The following is a 20,657-nucleotide window of genomic DNA, read 5'->3' on the forward strand; positions in this document are numbered from 1 at the left end:
CTTGAAATTGTTTTGCTGTGGTGGCAGGCTGACCCAAACGCATTCAGGGGGTTGGCGATGAAGGTTCTGTGTTTGGGCGGCGGTCCGGCGGGCTTGTATTTTGCGATCTCGATGAAGTTGCGCGATGCGTCCCACGAGGTTGTGGTGATGGAGCGCAACAAGGCCAATGACACCTTCGGCTGGGGCGTGGTGCTGTCGGATGATGCGCTGGGGCGGATGGCGAAGAATGATCCGGTCAGCACCGAGGCCATTCGCAGCCAGTTTGCCTATTGGGACGATATTGCGGTGGTGCATAACGGCGTGCGCACGGTGTCGGGTGGACATGGCTTTGCCGGGATCGGGCGGAAGGCGCTGCTGATCCTGCTGCAAGCGCGGGCGCGGGAATTGGGTGTCGATCTGCGGTTTGAGACCGAGTTCAAGTCGGCAGAGGAATACCGCGCCGAGTATGATCTGGTGGTGGCGACGGATGGCATCAACAGCCTCGTGCGCCGGGAATATGCCGAGGTGTTCCAGCCGGATATTGATGTGAGGAAGTGCAAGTTCGTCTGGCTCGGCACCCATGCCAAGTTTGACGACGCCTTCAGCTTCATCTTCGAGAAGACCGAATACGGCTGGGTCTGGGCGCATGTTTACCAGTTTGACAAGGACACCGCGACCTTCATCGTCGAATGCCACCCGGATACTTGGGAGCTGTGGGGCTTCGAGGCGATGAGCAAAGAGGAAACGGTAGAGACCTGCCGCAAGATCTTTGAGCGGCATCTCGGCGGCCATGATCTGATGTCGAATGCGGCGCATTTGCGCGGCTCTGCGGTGTGGATGCAGTTCCCACGGGTGATTTGCCAGCAGTGGTATCATGAGAATGTCGTGCTGATGGGCGATGCGGCGGCGACGGGGCATTTCTCGATCGGGTCCGGCTCGCGGCTGGCGTTTGATAGTGCGATTGCTTTGGCGGAATATCTGCATTCGGAACCCAACATGCAGGCGGCGTTTGAACGCTATCAGGCGGAACGCCGCGTGGAAGTGTTGCGGCTGCAATCGGCGGCGCGCAACTCGCTGGAGTGGTTTGAAGAGGTAGAGCGCTATCTCGATATGCCCGCGCCGCAGTTTGCCTATTCGCTGCTGACGCGCTCGCAGCGGATCAGCCATGAGAATTTGCGGATGCGTGACCCGGCTTGGCTGCGATCCGCCGAGGATTGGTTTGCGGCGCAATATGGTGGCAAACCGGGCCGTGCGCCGATGTTCACGCCGTTTCAGCTGCGCAGCATGACGCTTGAAAACCGTGTCGTGGTATCGCCGATGGCGCAGTATCGCGCGGTGGAAGGCACGCCGACGGATTGGCATTTCGTGCATTATGCCGAGCGCGCCAAGGGCGGCGCTGGGCTGGTTTATACGGAAATGACCTGTGTTACGGCGAATGCGCGGATCACGCCGGGCTGTCCGGGGCTGTATTCGCAAAAGCACGAGCTGGCTTGGAAGCGGATCAACGATTTCATCCATGCCGAGACGAAGGCGAAGACATGCTGTCAAATCGGTCATGCCGGGCGCAAAGGCTCTACCCAAGTGGGTTGGGCAGATGCGGATGCGCCGCTGGTGTCGGGGAATTGGCCGCTGCTTTCGGCTTCGGCAATCCCATGGCAGGCGGGCAATCAGGTGCCAAAGGCGATGGACCGCGATGATATGGACACGGTTCTGCGCCATTTCATCAAGGCCACCGAAATGGCCGAGGGCGCGGATTTCGATATGATCGAGCTGCACGCGGCGCATGGCTATCTGATCTCGTCTTTCATCTCGCCGCTGTCGAATGTGCGGGAAGATGAATACGGCGGGTCGCTTGAAAACCGGATGCGCTATCCGCTGGAGGTGTTCCGCGAGATGAGGCGCTATTGGCCGGGGCACAAGCCGATGTCGGTTAGGATTTCCGCCAATGACTGGGCCGAGGGCGGTGTGACACCTGCCGAGGCTGTGCAAATCGCACAGATGTTTGCAGCAGAAGGCGCTGATATCATTGACGTCTCTGCGGGGCAGACCTCGACGGATGCGAAGCCGGTTTATGGCCGGATGTTCCAGACGCCGTTCTCGGATCGCATCAAGAATGAAGCCGGACTTGCGACGATGGCGGTGGGCAACATCACCGAAGCCGATCAGGTGAACCAGATTTTGCTCGCGGGTCGTGCCGATCTGGTCTGCCTTGCGCGGGTGCATTTGGCAGACCCGTATTGGACTTTGCATCAGTCGGTGGCGCTGGGCGATAGCGGTACCGCATGGCCGAAACCCTATTATGCGGGCCGGGATCAGGCGCGGCGCTTGGTGCAGAAATCGGAAGGCGTGATCCGGGTATGACACTGTCGGGTATCAGTCTGGCTGGCAAACGCGTTCTGATCACCGGCGGCGGCTCGGGCGCAGGTGAAAACCTCGCACTCGGCTTTGCGCAGGCCGGGGCGGAAGTGGTGATCGCGGGGCGCAGGCTCGAGGCGTTGCAGGCGGTTGTGGCGCAAGCGCCGGGGATGCGCGCGGTGCAGGCGGATGTGACCGATGAAGCCTCGGTTCGGGCGATGTTTGCCGCCGCCGGGGCTTGCGATGTGGTGATCGCCAATGCCGGGGCGGCGGATTCGACGGTGATGGCGAAAACCTCGCTGAAGCAGTGGAATGCGATGTTGGCGGTGAACCTGACCGGGGTGTTTTTGACCCTGCGCGACGGCTTAAACCAGATGCCCGGCTGGGGCCGGTTGATCTCGGTCGCCTCAACTGCCGGGTTGAAGGGTTACGCCAAGGTGGCACCCTATGCGGCGGCGAAACATGGGGTGATTGGGTTAACCCGTTCACTTGCCTTGGAAATAGCCAAGCGCCCGGTGACGGTGAACGCGATTTGTCCGGGGTTTTTGGACACGCCGATGACCGATCATTCGGTCGAAGTGATTGCCGAGAAGACCGGGAAATCTTTGGCGGAAGCGCGGGCGGTGCTGGCCGGGATGAACCCGCAGGGGCGGCTGATAGCGCCTTCGGAAGTCACCGCGATGGCGTTGTTTTTGTGCGGGCCGGGGTCCGAAGGGGTCAACGGTCAGGCATTGACGATTGCGGGGGGCGAATTGTGAGCGAGTTGTCCAAGCGCCGTTTGAAGATGTGGATCCGCATGCTGGGGGTGACTCGCGGCTCGGAAAGCCATCTGCGCGAGTTTCTGCGGGTGAAGCACGACACCACTTTGCCGCGTTTTGACGTGCTGGCGGCGCTGTATCGCAGGCGCGATGGCGTGACGATGTCTGAGCTTTCCCGGATGTTGCTGGTGTCAAACGGTAACGCAACGGCGGTGGTGGACCGGCTGGAGAAAGACGGGCAGGTCGCGCGCACCCAATCCGAACAAGATCGCCGCACGGTATTTGTCGCGCTGACGCCGGAGGGTCTGGCTGCTTTCGAAGGACTGGCGAGCGATCACGAGCACGAGGTGGATCGGCTGTTTGGCGGGCTGTCAGAGGCGGATCTGGACAGCCTGACCGAGATTTTGAAGAGGATGGCTAAGGCATGAAGCTTGCAGATTTTAAGCCTGCGCATTTTCTTTGGGAGGTGACGGACCGGGTGGCCGTGCTGCGTTTGAACCGACCGGAGCGGAAGAACCCGCTGACGTTCGAGTCCTACGCCGAGTTGCGCGATCTGTTCCGCGATCTGGTCTATGCCGAGGATGTGGATGTGGTGGTGTTTGCCTCCAACGGGGGCAATTTCTGCTCGGGCGGCGATGTGCATGACATCATCGGGCCGCTGATCGGGCTGCCGATGAAGGATCTGCTGGCATTTACGCGGATGACCGGCGATCTGGTCAAGGCGATGATTTCCTGTGGAAAACCGGTGATTGCAGCGGTGGATGGCGTGGCTGTCGGGGCGGGGGCGATTATTTCGATGGCCGCTGATCTGCGGCTGGCGACGCCGGAAGCCAAATGCGCGTTTCTGTTCACGCGGGTGGGGCTGGCAGGCTGCGATATGGGCGCTTGCGCGATGCTGCCACGGATCATCGGGCAGGGTCGGGCGGCGGAACTGCTCTACACGGGCCGCGTGATGACAGCGGCCGAGGGCGAGCGTTGGGGCTTCTGGAACGCTTTGCATGCGGCGGATGCGCTGGAAGCCGAGGCGCTGGTTCTGGCCCGGCGACTGGCGGCGGGGCCGACGTTTGCGCATGGCGTGACCAAGACGCAGCTTTTGCAGGAATGGGATATGGGGCTGATGGCCGCGATTGAGGCGGAAGCGCAGGCGCAGGCGATCTGCATGCAGACGAAGGATTTCGAGCGGGCGTATCGGGCGTTCGTGGCGAAAGAAAAGCCGGTTTTCGCGGGGGATTGATGGCCTCTGGCTGCCAATGCCGGGGGGCAGCCCCCGGACCCACGGGATATTTAGGAACAGATGAAACATGGCGGATGTGAGTTTTCTGAGCTGGCCGTTTTTTGAAGATCGCCACCGGGTGTTGGCGGCGGCTTTGGAAGCTTGGGCCGGGACGCATTTGCCGGTGGATCATGGCGATGTGGATGCGGCCTGTCGGGGGCTGGTGGCGATGCTGGGGGCGGGCGGTTGGCTGCAGCACTCGGGCGCTGCGGCGGGGGAAAAGCTGGATGTGCGCTCCTTATGTCTGATCCGCGAGACTTTGGCGCGGCATGACGGCTTGGCGGATTTTGCCTTTGCGATGCAAGGGCTTGGCATGGGGGCGGTGTCGCTGTTCGGCTCGGACCATCAGCGCGAATGGCTGGTGCGGACGCGGGCGGGGACGGCGATTTCGGGCTTTGCGCTGACCGAGCCGGGGTCGGGGTCTGATGTGGCGGCGACTTCGACGACGGCGGTGCGCGGGCCGCAGGGGTGGGTTCTGAACGGCGAGAAGACCTATATCTCGAACGGCGGGATTGCCGATCTCTATGTGATCATTGCGCGCACGGGCGAGGCTCCGGGGGCGAAGGGCCTGTCGGCGTTTTTGCTGCCTGCGGATACGCCGGGCCTGTCTGTGGTGGAGCGGATTGAGGTGATCGCGCCGCATCCTTTGGCGCATCTGGCGTTGCAGGATGTGGTTTTGCCGGAGACCGCGCTGATCGGGCGGGCGGGAGATGGTTTCAAGATCGCGATGTCGGTGCTGGATGTCTTCCGCTCGACCGTGGGGGCTGCGGCTTTGGGGTTTGCGCGCCGGGCGCTGGATGAGGCATTGGCGAGGACACAATCGCGGCGGATTCAGGGGGCGGCGCTGTCGGAATTGCAGATGGTGCAGGGGCATCTGGCGGATATGGCGTTGCAGGTCGATGCCAGTGCTTTGCTGATTTACCGGGCGGCTTGGGTGAAAGATCAAGGCGCTGCTCGGGTCAGCCGGGAGGCCGCGATGGCCAAGCTTTATGCGACGGAAGCGGCGCAGAAGGTGATTGATATGGCGGTGCAACTGCATGGCGGCGACGGTGTGCGGCATGGCTTCGCGGTAGAGGCCTTGTACCGCGAAATCAGGGCGTTGCGGATCTATGAGGGCGCGTCGGATGTGCAACGGGTGGTGATCGCGCGGAGTATTCTGGGATGAGCTATACCCGCGAAATTCAGATCGAGTTCAACCACTGTGACCCGGCGGGCATTGTGTTTTATCCGCGCTACTTTGAGATGACCAACTCGGTTGTCGAGAATTTTTTCAACGATGTGGTCGGGCGTAGCTTTGCTTCCATGCATAACGGCGCAAACAATGGTGTGCCCACCGTGGCGCTGGCGGCGGAGTTTGTCGCCCCCTCTCGGCTTGGTGATAAGGTGTTGTTTTCGCTGAGGATTGAGAAGCTGGGGCGCTCTTCGGTCAGCTTGAAAATCGAGGGCCATATGGGCGCGGAATTGCGGCTGCGGGTGGCGCTGACACTGGTTTGGATTGACGGCATGAAATCGGCTGCTTGGCCTGACGCGATGCGGGCGCGGCTGGTGGCATATCAGGAGGACGCGGCATGAGCCATGAGGTTTTGCATCCGAAAAACTGGAAAGCCGCGCGGGGCTATGCCAATGGCATGGCGGCCTCGGGGCGGATGGTTTTCACCGGCGGGTTGATCGGCTGGAATGCCGATCAAGAGTTTGAGACCGATGATTTTGTGGGCCAGGTTGAAGCGGCTTTGCGCGGGATTGTCGAGGTTCTCGCTTGTGCCGGGGCCAAGCCGGAGCATCTTGTACGTTTGACCTGGTATGTCACCGACAAGCACGAATATCTCAGCAATCTGAAGGGTTTGGGTGCGGTTTATAAAGAGGTGATCGGGCGGCACTATCCGGCAATGGCGCTGGTGCAGGTGGTGGCTTTGGTCGAGGATCGCGCGAAGGTTGAGATTGAGGCGACGGCTGTTATCCCGGAGGGCGCATGATGTCCGAACACTCAAAACTTGGGCCGTCAGGACATAGCGATACGTTCACGCGGGATCGTCTGCCGCACCCCGATCAGCAGCCCGAATTTCTGCTGGAGGGTTTTGACTACCCCGAATACCTGAATGCAGCGGTCGAGTTGACCGACAGGATGGTCGAAAAGGGCTTTGGCGATCATACCGCTTTGATCGGCAACGGGCGGCAGCGCACCTACAAAGAGTTGACGGATTGGTCGAACCGGATTGCTCATGTTTTGGTTGAAGATTATGGTGTAAGACCCGGTAATCGCGTGCTTATCAGGTCCGCCAACAACCCGGCAATGGTGGCCTGCTGGCTGGGGGCGACCAAGGCCGGGGCGGTGGTGGTCAATACCATGCCGATGCTGCGGGCCGGCGAGTTGGGCCAGATTGTCGATAAGGCCGAGATCGCTTTGGCCCTGTGCGACACGCGGTTGATGGAGGAATTGGTGGCTTGTGCCAAAACCTCGGGGTTTCTGAAAACCGTGGTGGGGTTTGACGGCACGGCGAACCACGATGCCGAGTTGGACCGGGCGGCATTGAGAAAATCGGTGCGGTTTGTCGCCCCGCCGGTGGGGCGCGATGATGTTGCGCTGATCGGGTTTACCTCTGGCACTACGGGCGAGCCGAAGGGCGCGATGGCGTTTCACCGCGATATTCTGATCATCGCGGATGGCTATGCCAAGGAAGTGCTGAACGTCACGCCGGAGGACGTCTTTGTGGGCTCGCCGCCGTTGGCCTTTACCTTTGGTTTGGGCGGGCTGGCGGTGTTTCCGTTGCGGTTTGGCGCGGCGGCGGCGCTGCTGGAGCAGGCGACGCCGGGCAATATGATCGAGTTGATCCAGGCCCATAAAGCGACGGTGTGTTTCACCGCGCCCACGGCGTATCGGGTGATGCTGAAGGCGATGGCGGAGGGGGCGGATTTGTCATCCTTGCGCGCGGCGGTTTCGGCGGGGGAAACGTTGCCTGCGCCGGTCTATGAGGAGTGGATGGCGAAGACCGGCAAGCCGATGCTGGATGGCATTGGGGCGACCGAGATGCTGCATATCTTCCTGACCAATCGGTTTGAAGATCACCGCCCCGGCTGCACTGGGCGTCCGGTGACGGGCTATCAGGCGCGAATTGTCGGGCCAGATATGGCGGAATTGCCGCGCGGGGAAGTGGGGCGGTTGGCGGTGCGGGGGCCGACGGGGTGTCGCTATCTGGCGGATGATCGGCAAGAGAAATATGTGCGGGATGGCTGGAACCTGACCGGGGACAGCTTTTGGCAGGATGACGAGGGCCGCTTCCACTTTGCGGCGCGCTCGGATGATATGATCATCTCGGCGGGCTATAATATCGCCGGGCCAGAGGTCGAGGCGGCGCTGTTGTCGCACCCGGATGTGCTGGAATGTGCGGTGATCGGGCTGGCGGACGAAGAACGCGGCCAGATTGTCGCGGCGCATGTTGTGCTGGCGCAGGGGCGTGAGGGCGATGCGGTGATGGTCAAGGCGCTGCAAGATCACGTCAAACGGGTGATCGCGCCCTATAAATACCCCCGCTGGGTGGTGTTTGTAGCGGCTCTGCCGAAAACGCAGACCGGCAAGATTCAGCGGTTCAAACTGCGTGACACGGCCTAGTGCCGCCTTGCCGGTTTAGTGCATCGCAGCGACCTCGCGCCGGATCGGCCAGCCGGGGCGGGGGCTGGGCGCGGTGGGCATGGGCAGGCTTTGCACGGTGAGGATAGTCCGCTCTCTGTAGTAATCGACGTTGTGGCGCAAATTATCGGGCAGCAGCGTGATATCGAATTCCATGATGCAGTTTCGGACGACTTCAATCTTGCTGAACCGCCCCACCGCGCCCTGATCGGGGTCGCGCAGAAAAGCCGCGCAGAGGCTGGCTTCGCGCGCGGTCAGGCGGGCCAGTACGGCGCGGATCTCGCAAAGTTCATCGGCAGGGTTCGGGGCGGGCATCGGATTCTCCTGTTGCGGCTTTGTTCGGGCAGGATGCGGTCGAATGGGTTAATGATCGGTTTCGATCCGCAGCAGCACGACATTTTTCCGCAAACCGCCTTTGATAAATTTTCTTGCAATGCGGGCGGGCGCGGCGAATTCTGGCTGGGTTTTCCGCTGCGGCGGCAGTTTTATTTGGAGACGGAGATGTGGGATTTTTCGATGACGCAGGCGCTTGGCTTGATGCGCCGCACGGCACCTTTCGTGCTGTTCCGGGTGATCGTGTATTTCGGCATCTCGGCGGCATTTATCCTGGTGACGGGCACAGGCGCGGGGATCGGCTGGGGGGTGGGCGCGTTTGGCGATGAGGATTTTCAGATCAACTCGACGTTTTATGGCGGGCTGATTGGCTTTGCTGGCACCGCGGGATTGCTGTTCTTCCTGCGCGACTACATCCTTTACATCGTGAAAGCCGGCCATATCGCGGTGATGGTAGAGATCATGCAGGGCGGTCAGGTGCCGGGCGGGCGTGGGCAGATTGAGCATGCCACAGCCGTGGTGAAGGCGCGGTTCGGCGAGGCGTCGGCATTGTTTGCGCTGGATAAATTGATCAAGGGCATCGTCGGCGTGGTGACTGGCCTGATCCAAGGCATTCTGAACTTCCTGCCCATTCCGGGGTTGGATCAGATGATGGGCGTGGTGCGGGCCTATCTGAGGGTGTCGGTCGGGCTGGTCGACGAGGTGATCCTGGCGCATGGCATCAAGACAAAGGCGGAAAATCCCTGGAGTTCGGCGCAGGACGCGTTGGTGCTTTACGCGCAGAACGCGCGGCCGATGCTGGTAAACGCCGCTTGGCTGACACTGATCAGCTATGGGCTGGCGTTCGTGGTGTTCCTGATCATGCTCGCTCCGGCGGCAGCTGTGGTCTATCTGATCCCCGGCGCGTGGTCGGCGGGCGGATTTGTCTTTGCCATACTGTTTGCTTGGGCGGTGAAGGCCGCGCTGATCGAGCCCTTTGCCATCGCCTGTTTGTTGCAGGTGTTCTTTAAAGTGACCGATGGCCAACAGCCCGATCCGGTCTGGCGCGCCAAGCTGGACGCGGCCACCGCGAAGTTCAAAGAACTGGGCACGCGGGCTGCGACTTGGGCTGGTGCCAGATTTAGCGGCAGCACCGGAGTTTAGGCGCAGCACACCCCATCACAATCGTCGCAGGTTTGCGATGGGGCGTTGCTCTGCCTCATCAGATGTGGCAAGAGGAAAGAGACGCAAACTAGACTGGTGAGTTTAGCCATATGAGCGATTTTTCTGCCCGCCGCGTGATGATGGTTGACACTCAGGTCCGCCCTTCCGATGTCACGAAATTCCCGATCATCGCGGCCATGCTTGCTGTGCCGCGCGAGGCCTATGTGCCGCATTCCAAATCCGAAGCGGCCTATGTCGGTGAAAACCTTGAGATCGGCGCGGGTCGGGTGATGGTGGAAGCCCGCACGCTGGCCAAGATGCTGGATGCGCTGGATGTGCAGCCTTCGGATCGGGCTTTGTATATTGCCGGTGGTTTGGGCTATGGCGCGGCTGTGCTGGGCCAGATGTTGACCTCGGTGGTGATGGTCGAGTCGGATGCGGGGCTGGCGGGTGCGGCCTCTGCCACGCTGGCGGGGCAGGGCGTGAGCAATGTGTCGGTGGTGACGGGTGCGCTTGAGGCCGGTTCGGCTGGGGCTTACGATGTGATCCTGATCGAAGGCGGCGTGCAAGAGGTGCCGGAAGTCCTGCTGGGGCAGTTGGCGGAAGGCGGGCGGATTGCCGCGATTTTCATGCAGGGTGCGCTGGGGTTGGTGAAGATCGGCCACAAGGCTGAGGGCCGGATCAGCTGGCGGTTCTCGTTCAATGCGACTGCCCCGGTTTTGCCGGGATATGCCAAGGCTGCGGCCTTTGCTTTGTAAAAACTAGACGTGGCGGCCAGACCGGGTCTGGCCGCTGACAACAAGCGCAAAACGCGCAGCTATACATGAGGTCGTGATGCAGAAGTTTTGGGCAGCAGTGGCGGTGACGGCGGCGATGGTGGCGGCCCCTGCCGCGCGATCCGAGACTTTGGCGGATGCGCTGATCTCGGCCTATCGCAGCTCGAATTTGCTGGATCAAAATCAGGCGGTGTTGCGGGCGGCGGACGAGGATGCGGCGATCGCTTTGGCGCAGTTGCGTCCTGTGATCACGTTCGCGACGCAGGCGTCATGGACCAAGACCGACAACGACTCGCCGATCGGAAACATTCTGACTGGCGTGACGCCAGCCTACTCCGAATCCACCGATGCCTCGGCCTCCTTGACCGCTTCGTTCCTGATTTACGCCGGTGGGCGCAGCAAAATGGCAATCGACGTGGCGAAAGAAAGTGTGCTTTCGACCCGTGAGGCTTTGGTGAGAGTCGAACAGCAGGTATTGCTGGACGCGGTTTCGGCCTATGTGAATGTCCGGTTGCAGATTGAGATTGTGGCACTGCGCCAGTCGAACGTGCGGCTGATCTCGCAGGAACTTCAGGCGGCAAAAGACCGCTTTGAGGTTGGCGAAGTCACGCTGACCGATGTATCCTTGGCAGAAGCGCGGCGAGCTGCGGCACAAGCGGGTCTGGCTGCGGCGCAAGGCGCGCTGGAAGCCGCGCGGGAGCGTTACAAAGCAGCGATTGGCCATTATCCCAGCAATCTCGCGAGTCTGCCGAAGCTGCCCGTGGCAGCCCGTTCGGAAGATGCTGCAAGGGCGATTGCTGTGCGCAATCATCCGGTGATCAAACAGGCTGGGCACGAGGTGAAGATTTCAGACATCCGGGTGGACATTGCTAAAACCGCTTTCCTGCCGACGGTCAGCAGTTCGCTTACGGTAACAGAGGATTGGTTGTCTGGTCAGGGCAACACCGTGGCCGGGATCCGCTTCAGCGACACGATCTATCAGGGTGGCGAACGCTCGGCGCTGTTCCGTAAGGCTTTGGCGGGCAAAGAAGCCTCGGCTGCGGCGCAATTGCAGGCGGTGGTCGATGTGTCGGAAGCCGTGGGCAATGCCTGGTCGAATGTGATGGTGCAGCAGGCGTCGATCGAGGCGGGTGGGTTGCAGGTGACGGCGGCGCAAAAGGCATTTGAAGGTGTGCGCGAAGAAGCCACCTTGGGCGCGCGGACCACCTTGGATGTGCTGAACGCCGAGCAGGAATTGCTGGATGCGCGGGCCACCAAGCTGGAGGCCGAAGCCAGCCGCTATGTGGGGGTGTATCAGCTGCTGTCGACGATGGGGCAATTGACCGCCGATCAGTTGAACCTTGGCATCACCACCTTTGACCCGGATGCGTATTACAACGCGGTGAAAAAAGCCCCGCTGACCTCGACGCGCGGCAAGAAGCTGGACAAGATCCTTGAGAAGATCGGAAATTAAGCTTTAGGTGCTTTGCGATGCCCTAAAAACGGCCCCTGCCAGGATGCGGTGCGGGGCCGTTTTTGTTAAACTGCTTGGCAGTCTATCCGCTTGATCGTTCTCGACAATGCGCCAATTCCTTGTCTTGTGCAGGTTCTGTCGCTAGACTGTCGAGCAAGACTTGGGATTGAAATGCGTAGGGCACCGTTGATGTCAGAGCCGATGAGTTCGACCGAGATTGAGGATGTGTTGTCCTCTATCCGAAGGCTGGTTTCAGATGACATGCGGCCCGCGCCGCGTGTTGTGGGCGGGGCGGGGGATAAGCTGATCCTGACGCCCGCTTTGCGGGTGGTGCCGACCGAGGCTGAAGCGCCGGAACCGTTCAATCTGACCAACCCTTTGCCGATGTTCGTCGCGGTGCCGCGCGCAACCCTGATGGACACGCCCCGCAGTGGTTTGGGCGACGTTGTCACCAGCGTAGGGGCCGCCGTTGACGCAGCGCCCGATGACTGGGAGGCTGAGATCGGCGACAGCGCGCCGCAGCCGGAGGCGACGATGGTCAATCCGTGGTCGTTGCCCGCGGATGAGGCATTTCCTGCCGAGGCGCCGCAGCTTGAAACCGAAGCGGAGCCTGCACGGCATGATCATTTTGAGCATCATGTGACCGATGCAGCCCCCGGCCAAACCCCGGCCTGGGCACAAGAAGACGATGCGGCGCTGGACGACGATGTTGAGCCGCTTACAGCACCGCTGCATGGCACGGTAGAGCCTGATCCGGTCTGGGCCGATGCTGCCGAAGCCAGCGTGCTCGCGGCCCTTGCCGAGCACGACACGGCTGAGGAAAGTGATTACGATCAGGGCATGCGCTTTGATGAAGACGTGCTGCGCGAGTTGGTGCGGGACATGCTGCGCGAAGAACTGGCTGGCAAAATGGGTGAGCGGATCACCCGCAATATCCGCAAACTGGTGCGGGCCGAAATCGCGCGGGCGCTGGCTTCGCAAGAGTTTGAATAGGGCAGGGCTGACGCCAAGCTGCTGAGGCAAATGAAAAACGCGCCCCACTGTCAAAGCGGGGCGCGTTTTTCTATTTCAGGGTCGCAAAGGCTTATGCAGCCTCGGCGTGCTCCAGCTCCAGCGCATGACGGCGCTCGGATTCCTCGCGCGACAGCGCGACCGAAGTGCGCACGCCCTTCGAGACAAACTCCATCAGGCCTTTGACCACACGCTCGTTCGGGTCGATCCCCGAGCAGGACAACACTTCGCGGCCATCGCGCGAACGTGCCCAACGGGCGATTTGATCGGGGCCGTTGCCATATTTCTTGTCATCTGCAATGGCATCATCCAAAGCAGCCAAAACCACCGCCGCAAAAAGCTTGCGCGCCCGCTGGCCTTGTTCAAAGTTGAAGGCTGTGCTGTCAACCGTATCCAACATCACATTGTCCTTTTTTCTTGCTCTTGTATTTCCGTAACTTCCGCGCTTGTAACGTTTTCATTACGATTCGGGGGGTCAACTTTCGAATGTCTGCCATGCGTATATTGCATGGCTCTGGCTTGCGTCTACTCTATTTAGTCGTCTTGCCTGAAGGTAGAACCCGATATATAGGGGGCGCTTCTTTAACTTCAACCTTTTGACAAGGTTTTACCACAAATGCCGAAGATCAACGGAAATGAAATCAAGCCGGGCTTCATCATGGAACATGACGGCGGGCTTTGGGCTGCGGTCAAGGTCAACCATGTCAAACCGGGTAAGGGCGGCGCTTTCGCTCAGGTAGAGCTGAAAAACCTGCGCGATGGCCGCAAGTTGAACGAGCGGTTCCGTTCGGAAGATAAGGTTGAGCGGGTCGAGTTGGAAAACAAGGACCAGCAGTTTCTGTATGAAACCGATGGCCGCTTGGTGTTCATGGATTCCGAGACCTACGAGCAGGTTGAAATTGATGCCGAATTGCTGGGCGATCGTCGCCCGTTCCTGCAAGATGGCATGATGGCGACGGTGAACTATTACGGCGAAGAGCCGTTGAACGTCAGCCTGCCGCAAAAAGTGCGCTGCAAGGTGGTCGATACCGAGCCTGTGCAAAAGGGCCAGACCGCGGCGAACAGCTTCAAGCCTGCGATCCTGGACAACGGCGTGCGGATCATGATCCCGCCGTTCATCGGGCCAGATGAAGATATCATCGTGCATACCGAATTGATGGAATACTCTGAACGCGCGTAAGTTCGGGCGATTCTTCGGGTGAGAGTTGGGGCCGTCCTTTGGGGCGGCCTTTTCGTTGGGGGCAGTGATGGATTTGGTTTTGCAGGCGGTACGGGCGGCGGGGAAAGCGGCGGTGTTGCCGCGATTTCGAGCCTTGGGTGTGGGAGAGGTTTCCCAGAAAACCGACTTCGCCGATCTGGTGACGGTGGCGGATACCGAGGCCGAGGCTTTGATTGGTGCAGCTTTGGCGAAGACCTGGCCGGAGGCGCGGGTGCTGGGCGAAGAGGCTGTGGCGGCGGATCCGGGCTTGCGTGCGGCGATGGCAGGGCCGGGGTGGCAGGTGATCGTGGATCCGGTCGATGGCACCTGGAACTTTGCCAAGGGGCTGTCGACCTTCGGCATGATCGCGGTGGCGGTCAAGGACGGCGTGGCGCGCTATGGCTTGCTTTATGATCCGCTGCTGGATGATTGGGTCGAGGTCACAGCGGGGGAAGCTGCGCGGTTCGTGCAGGCGGACGGGCGGGCGCGGGTGCTGCGGGTGTCTGGGGTCAGCGATCCGGCACAGATGTGCGGCTATATTCCGACCGGGCTGTTTCCCCCGGCGCAAAGGCGCGCGGCGGTGTTGGCGGGGCTGTCTTATGGCCGCGTCACGTCCTTGCGCTGTTCATGCCATGAGTATCGGTTGCTGGCGCAGGGGCATGTCGAGTTTGTGCTCTCGGGGCCGCAGCCGCATCCGTGGGACCATGCGGCAGGCGTGCTGGCGGTGCAGGCGGCGGGCGGCGTGGCGCGGTTTCTCGATGGCGCGGCGTATGATCTGGCGCGCAGGGCTGGGGTGTTGCTGGTGGCGAATTCCGAGGCGACTTGGGATCGCGTGGCGCGGGATTATGCGGCGTTGGCGGAGTGATCCGTTGCGCAGTCTGAGGCGGCGGATGCCTCCGGCGGGGATATTTATACGCAGAGGATGGGCTTAGGGCAGGGTTTTTACAGCGAGATTTTGGCGCTGCCTGCGGTCAGGTTCTCGGAACGGTCAAAGCGCAGGTAAGCGATAGCGCGGCCTTGGCTTTGGGTGAACAGAGTGCCGGCGGGTTTTTCGCCTTGCAGGATTGGGGTGCCGGGAGGGGCCGCGCCGTCAATGCTGACAGTGATCAGGCCCTTCTTCAACTCGGTCTTGTGCTTCATCCGCGCGGTGACTTCCTGGCCGACATAGCAGCCTTTGCGGAAATCGACGCCGTGCAGGCGCTCAAAACCGGACTCGAGCAGGTAGCTGTCGTCGGGGACAAGCTCGATCCCGGTCTCGGGGATGCAATGGGCGACGCGGATGGCGTCCCAGTCAATTTCAGGCGCGCCGCCTGCCGCACCATAGCCGCGCCAACCAAGGGCGGGGTGGCGCGGATCGGCGATGGCACCGGGCGGGGTGGCACCCAAGCCCCGCGCGACCTTCAGATCGCTGGCGGCAAACTGCACATCGGCGCGCAGGCGATACATCGACAGACGGCGCAGGGTGGCTTCGGCAATGCTGTCCTTGATGTCGAGAAGCAGGCGGTCGCCTTGCGCCACCAGCAGAAAGTCCGCGAGGTATTTGCCCTGCGGCGTCAGCAGCGCCGCCCAGACCGCGCCATCACCGCGCCCCAACGGCAGCACGTCATTGCTGACCATGCCTTGCAGGAAGGGCAGGCGATCAGCCCCGGTGACGGTATAAACACGGCGGTCGGCGGCGGTTTCGCCCAACATGGCTTAGTCCTTGAATTGCAAGCGGTAGAGCCCGGCATAAAGCCCGCCCTGTGCCAGAAGTTGGTCATGCGTGCCGGTTTCCGCAACCCTGCCGTGATCCATCACCACGATTTTGTCGGCGTTGCGCACAGTTGCCAAACGGTGGGCGATCACCAAGGTGGTGCGGCCCTGACTGCCAAGTGCGAGGGCCTCGGCCACGATGGACTCGGATTGCGCATCCAGCGCCGAGGTGGCCTCATCCAGCAGCAACACCGGAGCGTCCTGTACCAAGGCGCGGGCAATCGCCACGCGCTGACGTTGGCCGCCTGACAGGGCAGAGCCGCGCGGGCCAACCGGGGTTTCGACGCCACGCGGCAGCGCCGGGAGGAAATCGGCAACATGGGCGGCGCGCAGGGCGGCGTCCAGCGCATCGGGGGCGACTGTACGGCCCAAGGCAATGTTCTCGGCGAGGGTCTCATCGAACAGCGCCGAGTCTTGTGTGACGGTGGCAAACAGCGCGCGCTGATCGGCCAGCGCGAGGCCCGAAGCCGCGACGCCACCGATCTGGATCACCCCGCTGGCAGGCTCCATAAGGCCGGTCAGCAGATGGAAGACTGTGCTCTTGCCCGCACCGGAAGAGCCGACCAGCGCCGTGGTCTTGCCCGCCTCGGCGGTGAACGAAAGACCGTGCAGCACGGTTTGGTCGCCATGCGCGAAGCTGACATCCTCAAAGCGGATTTCCGGCGCGCCGGGGGCAGGCAGGGCGACGCTGACCGCAGGACGGGGATAGGCGGGTCGGGCGTCAAACAGCGCGTAGATCCGCTCCAGACTGGCCGCGGCCACTTGCCAGGTGCCTGCCATCTCGCCCAGACGGCGCAAAGGCTGGAAGGTCAGCGACATCGCGGTGAAGAACGACATGAAATCGCCGGTGGTGCGCTCGCCCGAGGAAATCTTGTCCCCCGCCATCAAGAGCACCGCGAAAAACCCAAGACCGGTGACCAGATCAATCATCCCCGGCATCAGGCTGCGCGCGAAGATCGAGCGCACCTCGGCGCGGCGGATCGACTTCAGCACGGTGCGGAAGCGGCCCGTCTGGTAATCTTCCATCCGGTTCAGCTTGACCGCAGTGATGCCGTGAAAAATTTCATCCAGCCGGGTGGCGCGCTGACCCGCCTGATTGCGCAACTCTTTGGATTTGCGCCGCACATAGCGCTGCAACATCGTGGCGGGCAGGATCAGCAAAGGCGCTCCGATCAGTGCGGCCAGCGTCCAGCGCAGATCAATCGAGACCGCCACCGCCAGCAGCGCGATCAGCCCCAGCAGATCGCGGCCAATACCGGTGACGAGGGCGCTCCAGATGCCTTGCACCGCACTTGTGTCCCCCTGAACCCGCTCGATCAACACGCCGGGTGGGTTGGTTTGAAAGAACGGCGCATCCAGCGTCAGGATGTGGCGCAACAGGTCAGATTGCATCGCGGCAGACACCCGCTGCGAGATTGACCAGATCAGCGTGCGGGCGATCACCGAGGTGAAAGCACGGGTGGCAAACAAGCCGAAAATCGCAAAACCGACACCGTAAAGCGCGGCCTCACCACCGGGGGTGAACACCACGTCGAACAGCGGTTTCAGCAGATAGGACAGGCCACCAAGCGCGCTGCCCTCAATGATCATCAGCAAGAAGCACAGCACGATGCTCCATGTGTGCTGATGGATATAGTTTGACCAAAAGCGCCGGAGCAGGCTGGGGTTTGCTTGGGTCAAGACGCGGCACTTTCGGTTGCGAGTGGCAGGATTGGTCTAGCTTGCGCGGGCCGGTAGGGCAAGCGGCGCGGCGGAACGGGGCAGGGTGTCGCTGGCGATTGACGCGGCATATTGGCCCGGATAGCCATGTGCGATGTGAATTTGGAGCCTGACATGACCCTCGCCAACGGCCGCGCTTACCTTGCCATTCCGGGCCCCTCTGTGATGCCAGACCGGGTGCTTGCGGCGATGCACAGGGCGGCGCCGAACATCTATGAGGGCGCTTTGTATGATCTGGTGGCTTCGCTTTGGCCCGACCTGAAGGCGCTGGCGGGGACCAAGGCTTCGGTTGCAGCCTATATCGGCAACGGTCATGCGGTCTGGGAGGCGGCGAACGCCAACATGTTCTCGCGCGGTGAGAAGGCTTTGGTGCTGGCGACCGGGCAGTTTGGGCTGTCTTGGGCGAATTCTGCGCGGGCGATGGGGATTGAGGTGGAGGTGCTGGATTTCGGCAAATCCACCCCGGTCGATATGGCGCGGGTAGAGGCGGTGCTGCGGGCCGATAAGGCGGGTCGGATCAAGGCGGTGCTGACGACGCAGGTCGACACGGCCTCGACGATCCGCACCGATGTCGCGGCACTGCGGGCGGTGATGGATAGTGTCGGGCATGGCGCGTTGTTGGCGGTGGATTGCATCGCCTCGCTGGGCTGCGATGAATACCGGATGGATGACTGGGGCGTTGATGTCACGGTGGCGGCGAGCCAGAAAGGGCTGATGACGCCGCCGGGCATGGGGTTTGTCTGGTTCTCGGATAAGGCGCGGGCGGCCACAGTGGCTGCAGATTTGCGCACGCCGTATTGGAACTGGGCCCCGCGTGCGGATGGCGAAGAATTCTGGCAGCTGTGGAACGGCACAGCACCCACGCATCATCTTTATGGGCTGCGCGAGGCTTTGACGATGATTGGTGAGGAAGGATTGCCTGCGGTCTGGGCGCGGCATGAGTGTCTGGCGCGCAGTGTTTGGGCGGCGTTTGACTGCTGGTCGGCGGGCAATCCGGCGATCGGGATGAATGTGGCGCGGCCGGAAGATCGCGGGCGGTCGGTGACGGCGGCGCGGTTTGGAGCACCCCATGCCACTAGGCTACGGGAATGGTGCGAGCATCGCGCCGGGGTGACGTTGGGGATCGGGCTGGGGATGGCTGCGACCAGCGACCCCGCCTATCACGGCTTTCTGCGGGTGGCGCATATGGGGCACGTGAACGCTCATATGACCCTTGGGGCGCTGGCGGTGATGGAGGCGGGGATGATCGCTTTGGATATCACGCACGGGCCGGGGGCTTTGGCGGCGGCGGCGGCTGTTGTGGCGGCGGGGGCTGGGGTTTGAGGGCGATGTCCACGCGTGGACAGGTTTGCGTATGTGCGATTTCAAGGGGTTAGCGGGGGTGCGTTAAGGCGGCCTTAAGCTTTGGCGACAGCGATCTGGAACGCGGGGCGGTCTTGGCCCCCATCGAGGGGGCACGCGACCGCGCTGCCGGGGAGGGCCTTGCAGCCGGGCGCATAGCTTGGGCGAAGCGCGGCTTTGCGGGGTATGGGGCAAAACAAGCTTGCGGGAGGTTTGGGGGATGTCGGCAGGATGCGTCTTCAGAAAGCGGGTCAGGTTGTGCGGCGGCGCAAGCATCGAAAAATCCGTTTGCGCGAAACGAGGCTCCGTGATTTTAGTTTCCTGCCATTCTGAGCTGATCTATCTTTCTTGAAAACAATCGGAGGGCGGCATGATGGACGAAGATAGCGTGTTGCATGACGCGGCGTGTCATTGTGGGGCGGTGCAGTTTCGGGTGCGGCTGAGCGATGGGCTGAACTCTGCCCGGCGCTGCGATTGCTCGCTGTGCCGGATGCGCGGGGCGGTGGCGGTCTCGGCGCGGGTTGGCGATATTGTGTTCGTGCAGGGCGAGGAGAATCTGAGCCTTTACCAGTTCAACACCAAGGTGGCGCGGCATTATTTTTGCAAGACTTGCGGCATCTATACCCATCATCAGCGCAGGTCTGACCCCGGACAGTTTGGTGTCAATGTGGCCTGTATTGCGGGGATGTCGCCGTTTGATTTCCCGGAGGTTCTGGTGATGAACGGGGTGGTGCATCCGTCGGATGCAGACGGCGCTGACCGGCTGGCCGGGGTGTTGCGGTTCTCGAAGCTGTGAGCGCGGGATCTGATCGGGTGCGGCGGTCTCGGCCCCCATCGAGGGGGCGCTTGACCGCGCTGCCGGGGGACGGCTTTGCGGCGGTGGGTTTGGCGGGGATCGAGGAGCCTCCGGCGGGAGTATTTGACAAAGAGCAATGGCTTGGTCGGGGGCTGTGCGCGGCGGTGGATTTCAGGACTGAGGCGCTGAAGCGGGACGGGCAAGTGCTGGTCTGCAGGGCTGTGCCGTGGGGCATGTCGGCATGAAAAGCTATATCATCTGCGGCACGCCGCGCAGTGGCAGCACGTTGCTGTGCGATCTGTTGGCGGCAACGCAAGTGGCGGGTGTGCCGGATTCGTTTTTCATGCGCGATGTCGATCCGGTTTGGGCGCGGGCCTGGGGCCTGCCTGCGCGCGGCGAGTTGGATGCCGTGCGCTATGCTGCGGGCTATCTGGCGGCGGCGATCACGGCAGGCACTGGGGCGACCGGGGTGTTTGGCCTGCGGTTGATGCGAGAGAGTCTGGGCGATGTGTTGGCGGTGATAGACACGGTTTATCCGGGTCTGACCTCGGATCGCGCGCGGCTGCGGGCAGCGTTTGGCGAGGTGCTGTTTGTGCATTTGTCGCGGCAGGACAAGCTGGCGCAGGCGGTGTCGTTGATCAAGGCCGAGCAGACCGGGTTGTGGCATGTGGCCCCGGATGGCAGCGAGCTGGAGCGGCTTTCCGCGCCGCAGGAGCCTCGGTATGACTTTGCGCGGCTTCGGGCGATGGTGGCGGAGTTGCAGGGTTATGATGCCGCTTGGCTGGACTGGTTTGCGGAGCAGGGCATTGTGCCGTTGCGCGTGGAGTATGACAGCTTGTCGGCTGATCCCGTGGCAGAGGTGGCGCGGATTTGTGCGGCTTTGGGCGTGGCGGCACCTGTCACGGGCGGGCTGATACCGGGGGTTGCAAAGCTGGCCGATGCGGTGAGTGCGGACTGGATGCGGCAGTATCGTGTGGATGTGGCGGCGCAGGGGTAAGCTGTGGCTGAGGCTGAGGCTGCGCGGCTGAGGAATTGGGTTTCGAGGGGCCTTGGAGTAGATACGCCTCCGGCTCGCCGGAATGCTCACATTCCGGCCTGAGTATTTACGCCAATGTGAAAGCCGAAAAGGTGCATTGGGGTGCGGG

General features: G+C 61.9%; 22 protein-coding genes. 18 read left to right on the forward strand and 4 right to left on the reverse strand.

Annotation, left to right across the window (positions count from 1 at the left end; all coding sequences use genetic code 11):
- Positions 1-57: 57 nt before the first annotated feature.
- The 8 genes from U1A24_RS15215 (at position 58) to U1A24_RS15250 (ending at position 7,972) form a co-directional block, all read left to right on the forward strand.
- Positions 58-2,340, forward strand: coding sequence for a bifunctional salicylyl-CoA 5-hydroxylase/oxidoreductase (locus U1A24_RS15215; RefSeq protein WP_322322826.1), 2,283 nt, complete (start codon positions 58-60; stop codon positions 2,338-2,340).
- Positions 2,337-3,092 (forward strand): SDR family NAD(P)-dependent oxidoreductase, encoded by a 756-nt coding sequence (locus tag U1A24_RS15220; protein WP_322322827.1) that lies wholly within the window; start codon positions 2,337-2,339, stop codon positions 3,090-3,092. The genes U1A24_RS15215 and U1A24_RS15220 overlap by 4 nt, the downstream gene beginning before the upstream one ends.
- Positions 3,089-3,520 (forward strand): MarR family transcriptional regulator, encoded by a 432-nt coding sequence (locus U1A24_RS15225; RefSeq protein WP_322322828.1) that lies wholly within the window; start codon positions 3,089-3,091, stop codon positions 3,518-3,520. The genes U1A24_RS15220 and U1A24_RS15225 overlap by 4 nt, the downstream gene beginning before the upstream one ends.
- The gene (locus U1A24_RS15230) at positions 3,517-4,326 is read left to right on the forward strand and encodes an enoyl-CoA hydratase family protein (protein ID WP_322322829.1); all 810 of its coding nucleotides are present in this window, start codon (positions 3,517-3,519) and stop codon (positions 4,324-4,326) included. Before U1A24_RS15225 ends, U1A24_RS15230 begins: the two co-directional genes overlap by 4 nt.
- Positions 4,327-4,393: 67 nt before the next feature.
- Entirely contained in the window at positions 4,394-5,530 is a 1,137-nt protein-coding gene (locus U1A24_RS15235; protein ID WP_322322830.1) for an acyl-CoA dehydrogenase family protein, read from the forward strand.
- A complete protein-coding gene (locus U1A24_RS15240; protein WP_322322831.1) occupies positions 5,527-5,937 on the forward strand; it encodes a thioesterase family protein in 411 nt (136 codons plus the stop codon). The genes U1A24_RS15235 and U1A24_RS15240 overlap by 4 nt, the downstream gene beginning before the upstream one ends.
- Positions 5,934-6,338, forward strand: a complete 405-nt coding sequence (locus U1A24_RS15245; protein WP_322322832.1) for a RidA family protein — start codon at positions 5,934-5,936, stop codon at positions 6,336-6,338. The genes U1A24_RS15240 and U1A24_RS15245 overlap by 4 nt, the downstream gene beginning before the upstream one ends.
- On the forward strand, positions 6,338-7,972 hold the full coding sequence (locus U1A24_RS15250; RefSeq protein WP_322322833.1) for an AMP-binding protein: 1,635 nt from the start codon (positions 6,338-6,340) through the stop codon (positions 7,970-7,972). Before U1A24_RS15245 ends, U1A24_RS15250 begins: the two co-directional genes overlap by 1 nt.
- Before the next feature lie 15 nt (positions 7,973-7,987).
- Here U1A24_RS15250 and U1A24_RS15255 read toward each other — a convergent pair whose 3' ends face one another.
- The gene (locus U1A24_RS15255; RefSeq protein WP_322322834.1) at positions 7,988-8,305 is read right to left on the reverse strand and encodes a hypothetical protein; all 318 of its coding nucleotides are present in this window, start codon (positions 8,303-8,305) and stop codon (positions 7,988-7,990) included.
- A 186-nt stretch (positions 8,306-8,491) separates the two neighbouring features.
- On the opposite strand from U1A24_RS15255, the gene U1A24_RS15260 reads away from it, so the two are divergent.
- The 4 genes from U1A24_RS15260 to U1A24_RS15275 all read left to right on the forward strand — a co-directional run bounded on the left by U1A24_RS15260 (position 8,492) and on the right by U1A24_RS15275 (position 12,688).
- Positions 8,492-9,466: a hypothetical protein gene (locus tag U1A24_RS15260; RefSeq protein ID WP_322322835.1), complete on the forward strand. Its 975-nt coding sequence runs from the start codon at positions 8,492-8,494 to the stop codon at positions 9,464-9,466.
- A gap of 110 nt (positions 9,467-9,576) precedes the next feature.
- Entirely contained in the window at positions 9,577-10,224 is a 648-nt protein-coding gene (locus tag U1A24_RS15265; RefSeq protein ID WP_322322836.1) for a protein-L-isoaspartate O-methyltransferase, read from the forward strand.
- 76 nt (positions 10,225-10,300) lie between these two features.
- Complete coding sequence (locus U1A24_RS15270) at positions 10,301-11,695, forward strand: TolC family outer membrane protein (protein WP_322322837.1); 1,395 nt, start codon at positions 10,301-10,303, stop codon at positions 11,693-11,695.
- Between the two features lie 201 nt (positions 11,696-11,896).
- Positions 11,897-12,688 (forward strand): hypothetical protein, encoded by a 792-nt coding sequence (locus U1A24_RS15275; protein WP_322322838.1) that lies wholly within the window; start codon positions 11,897-11,899, stop codon positions 12,686-12,688.
- 91 nt (positions 12,689-12,779) lie between these two features.
- On the opposite strand, the gene U1A24_RS15280 is transcribed toward U1A24_RS15275, so the two are convergent.
- Positions 12,780-13,106, reverse strand: coding sequence for a DUF6280 family protein (locus U1A24_RS15280; protein WP_054004612.1), 327 nt, complete (start codon positions 13,104-13,106; stop codon positions 12,780-12,782).
- Between the two features lie 216 nt (positions 13,107-13,322).
- On the opposite strand from U1A24_RS15280, the gene efp reads away from it, so the two are divergent.
- Together efp and U1A24_RS15290 are read left to right on the forward strand one after the other, a co-directional pair.
- A complete protein-coding gene (gene efp / locus U1A24_RS15285) occupies positions 13,323-13,886 on the forward strand; it encodes an elongation factor P (RefSeq protein ID WP_054004611.1) in 564 nt (187 codons plus the stop codon).
- A 67-nt stretch (positions 13,887-13,953) separates the two neighbouring features.
- Positions 13,954-14,769, forward strand: coding sequence for an inositol monophosphatase (locus U1A24_RS15290; RefSeq protein WP_322322839.1), 816 nt, complete (start codon positions 13,954-13,956; stop codon positions 14,767-14,769).
- 77 nt (positions 14,770-14,846) lie between these two features.
- Here the strand turns inward: U1A24_RS15290 and U1A24_RS15295 are convergent, their stop codons facing one another.
- Together U1A24_RS15295 and U1A24_RS15300 are read right to left on the reverse strand one after the other, a co-directional pair.
- Entirely contained in the window at positions 14,847-15,596 is a 750-nt protein-coding gene (locus U1A24_RS15295) for a folate-binding protein (RefSeq protein WP_322322840.1), read from the reverse strand.
- Between the two features lie 3 nt (positions 15,597-15,599).
- Positions 15,600-17,336 carry an ABC transporter ATP-binding protein gene (locus tag U1A24_RS15300; RefSeq protein WP_322322841.1) on the reverse strand — a complete coding sequence of 579 codons (1,737 nt, stop codon included), beginning with the start codon at positions 17,334-17,336 and terminating at the stop codon, positions 15,600-15,602.
- Between the two features lie 153 nt (positions 17,337-17,489).
- Here U1A24_RS15300 and U1A24_RS15305 point away from each other — a divergent pair, with 153 nt between their 5' ends.
- The 4 genes from U1A24_RS15305 (at position 17,490) to U1A24_RS15320 (ending at position 20,509) form a co-directional block, all read left to right on the forward strand.
- Entirely contained in the window at positions 17,490-18,698 is a 1,209-nt protein-coding gene (locus U1A24_RS15305; protein ID WP_322322842.1) for a pyridoxal-phosphate-dependent aminotransferase family protein, read from the forward strand.
- A 388-nt stretch (positions 18,699-19,086) separates the two neighbouring features.
- Positions 19,087-19,512 (forward strand): GFA family protein, encoded by a 426-nt coding sequence (locus U1A24_RS15310; protein WP_322322843.1) that lies wholly within the window; start codon positions 19,087-19,089, stop codon positions 19,510-19,512.
- Between the two features lie 50 nt (positions 19,513-19,562).
- Positions 19,563-19,757 (forward strand): hypothetical protein, encoded by a 195-nt coding sequence (locus tag U1A24_RS15315; RefSeq protein ID WP_322322844.1) that lies wholly within the window; start codon positions 19,563-19,565, stop codon positions 19,755-19,757.
- Entirely contained in the window at positions 19,754-20,509 is a 756-nt protein-coding gene (locus tag U1A24_RS15320) for a Stf0 family sulfotransferase (RefSeq protein WP_322322845.1), read from the forward strand. Before U1A24_RS15315 ends, U1A24_RS15320 begins: the two co-directional genes overlap by 4 nt.
- Positions 20,510-20,657: the final 148 nt, after the last annotated feature.

The organism is Cypionkella sp., from assembly GCF_034376685.1.
GTDB lineage: Bacteria > Pseudomonadota > Alphaproteobacteria > Rhodobacterales > Rhodobacteraceae > Cypionkella.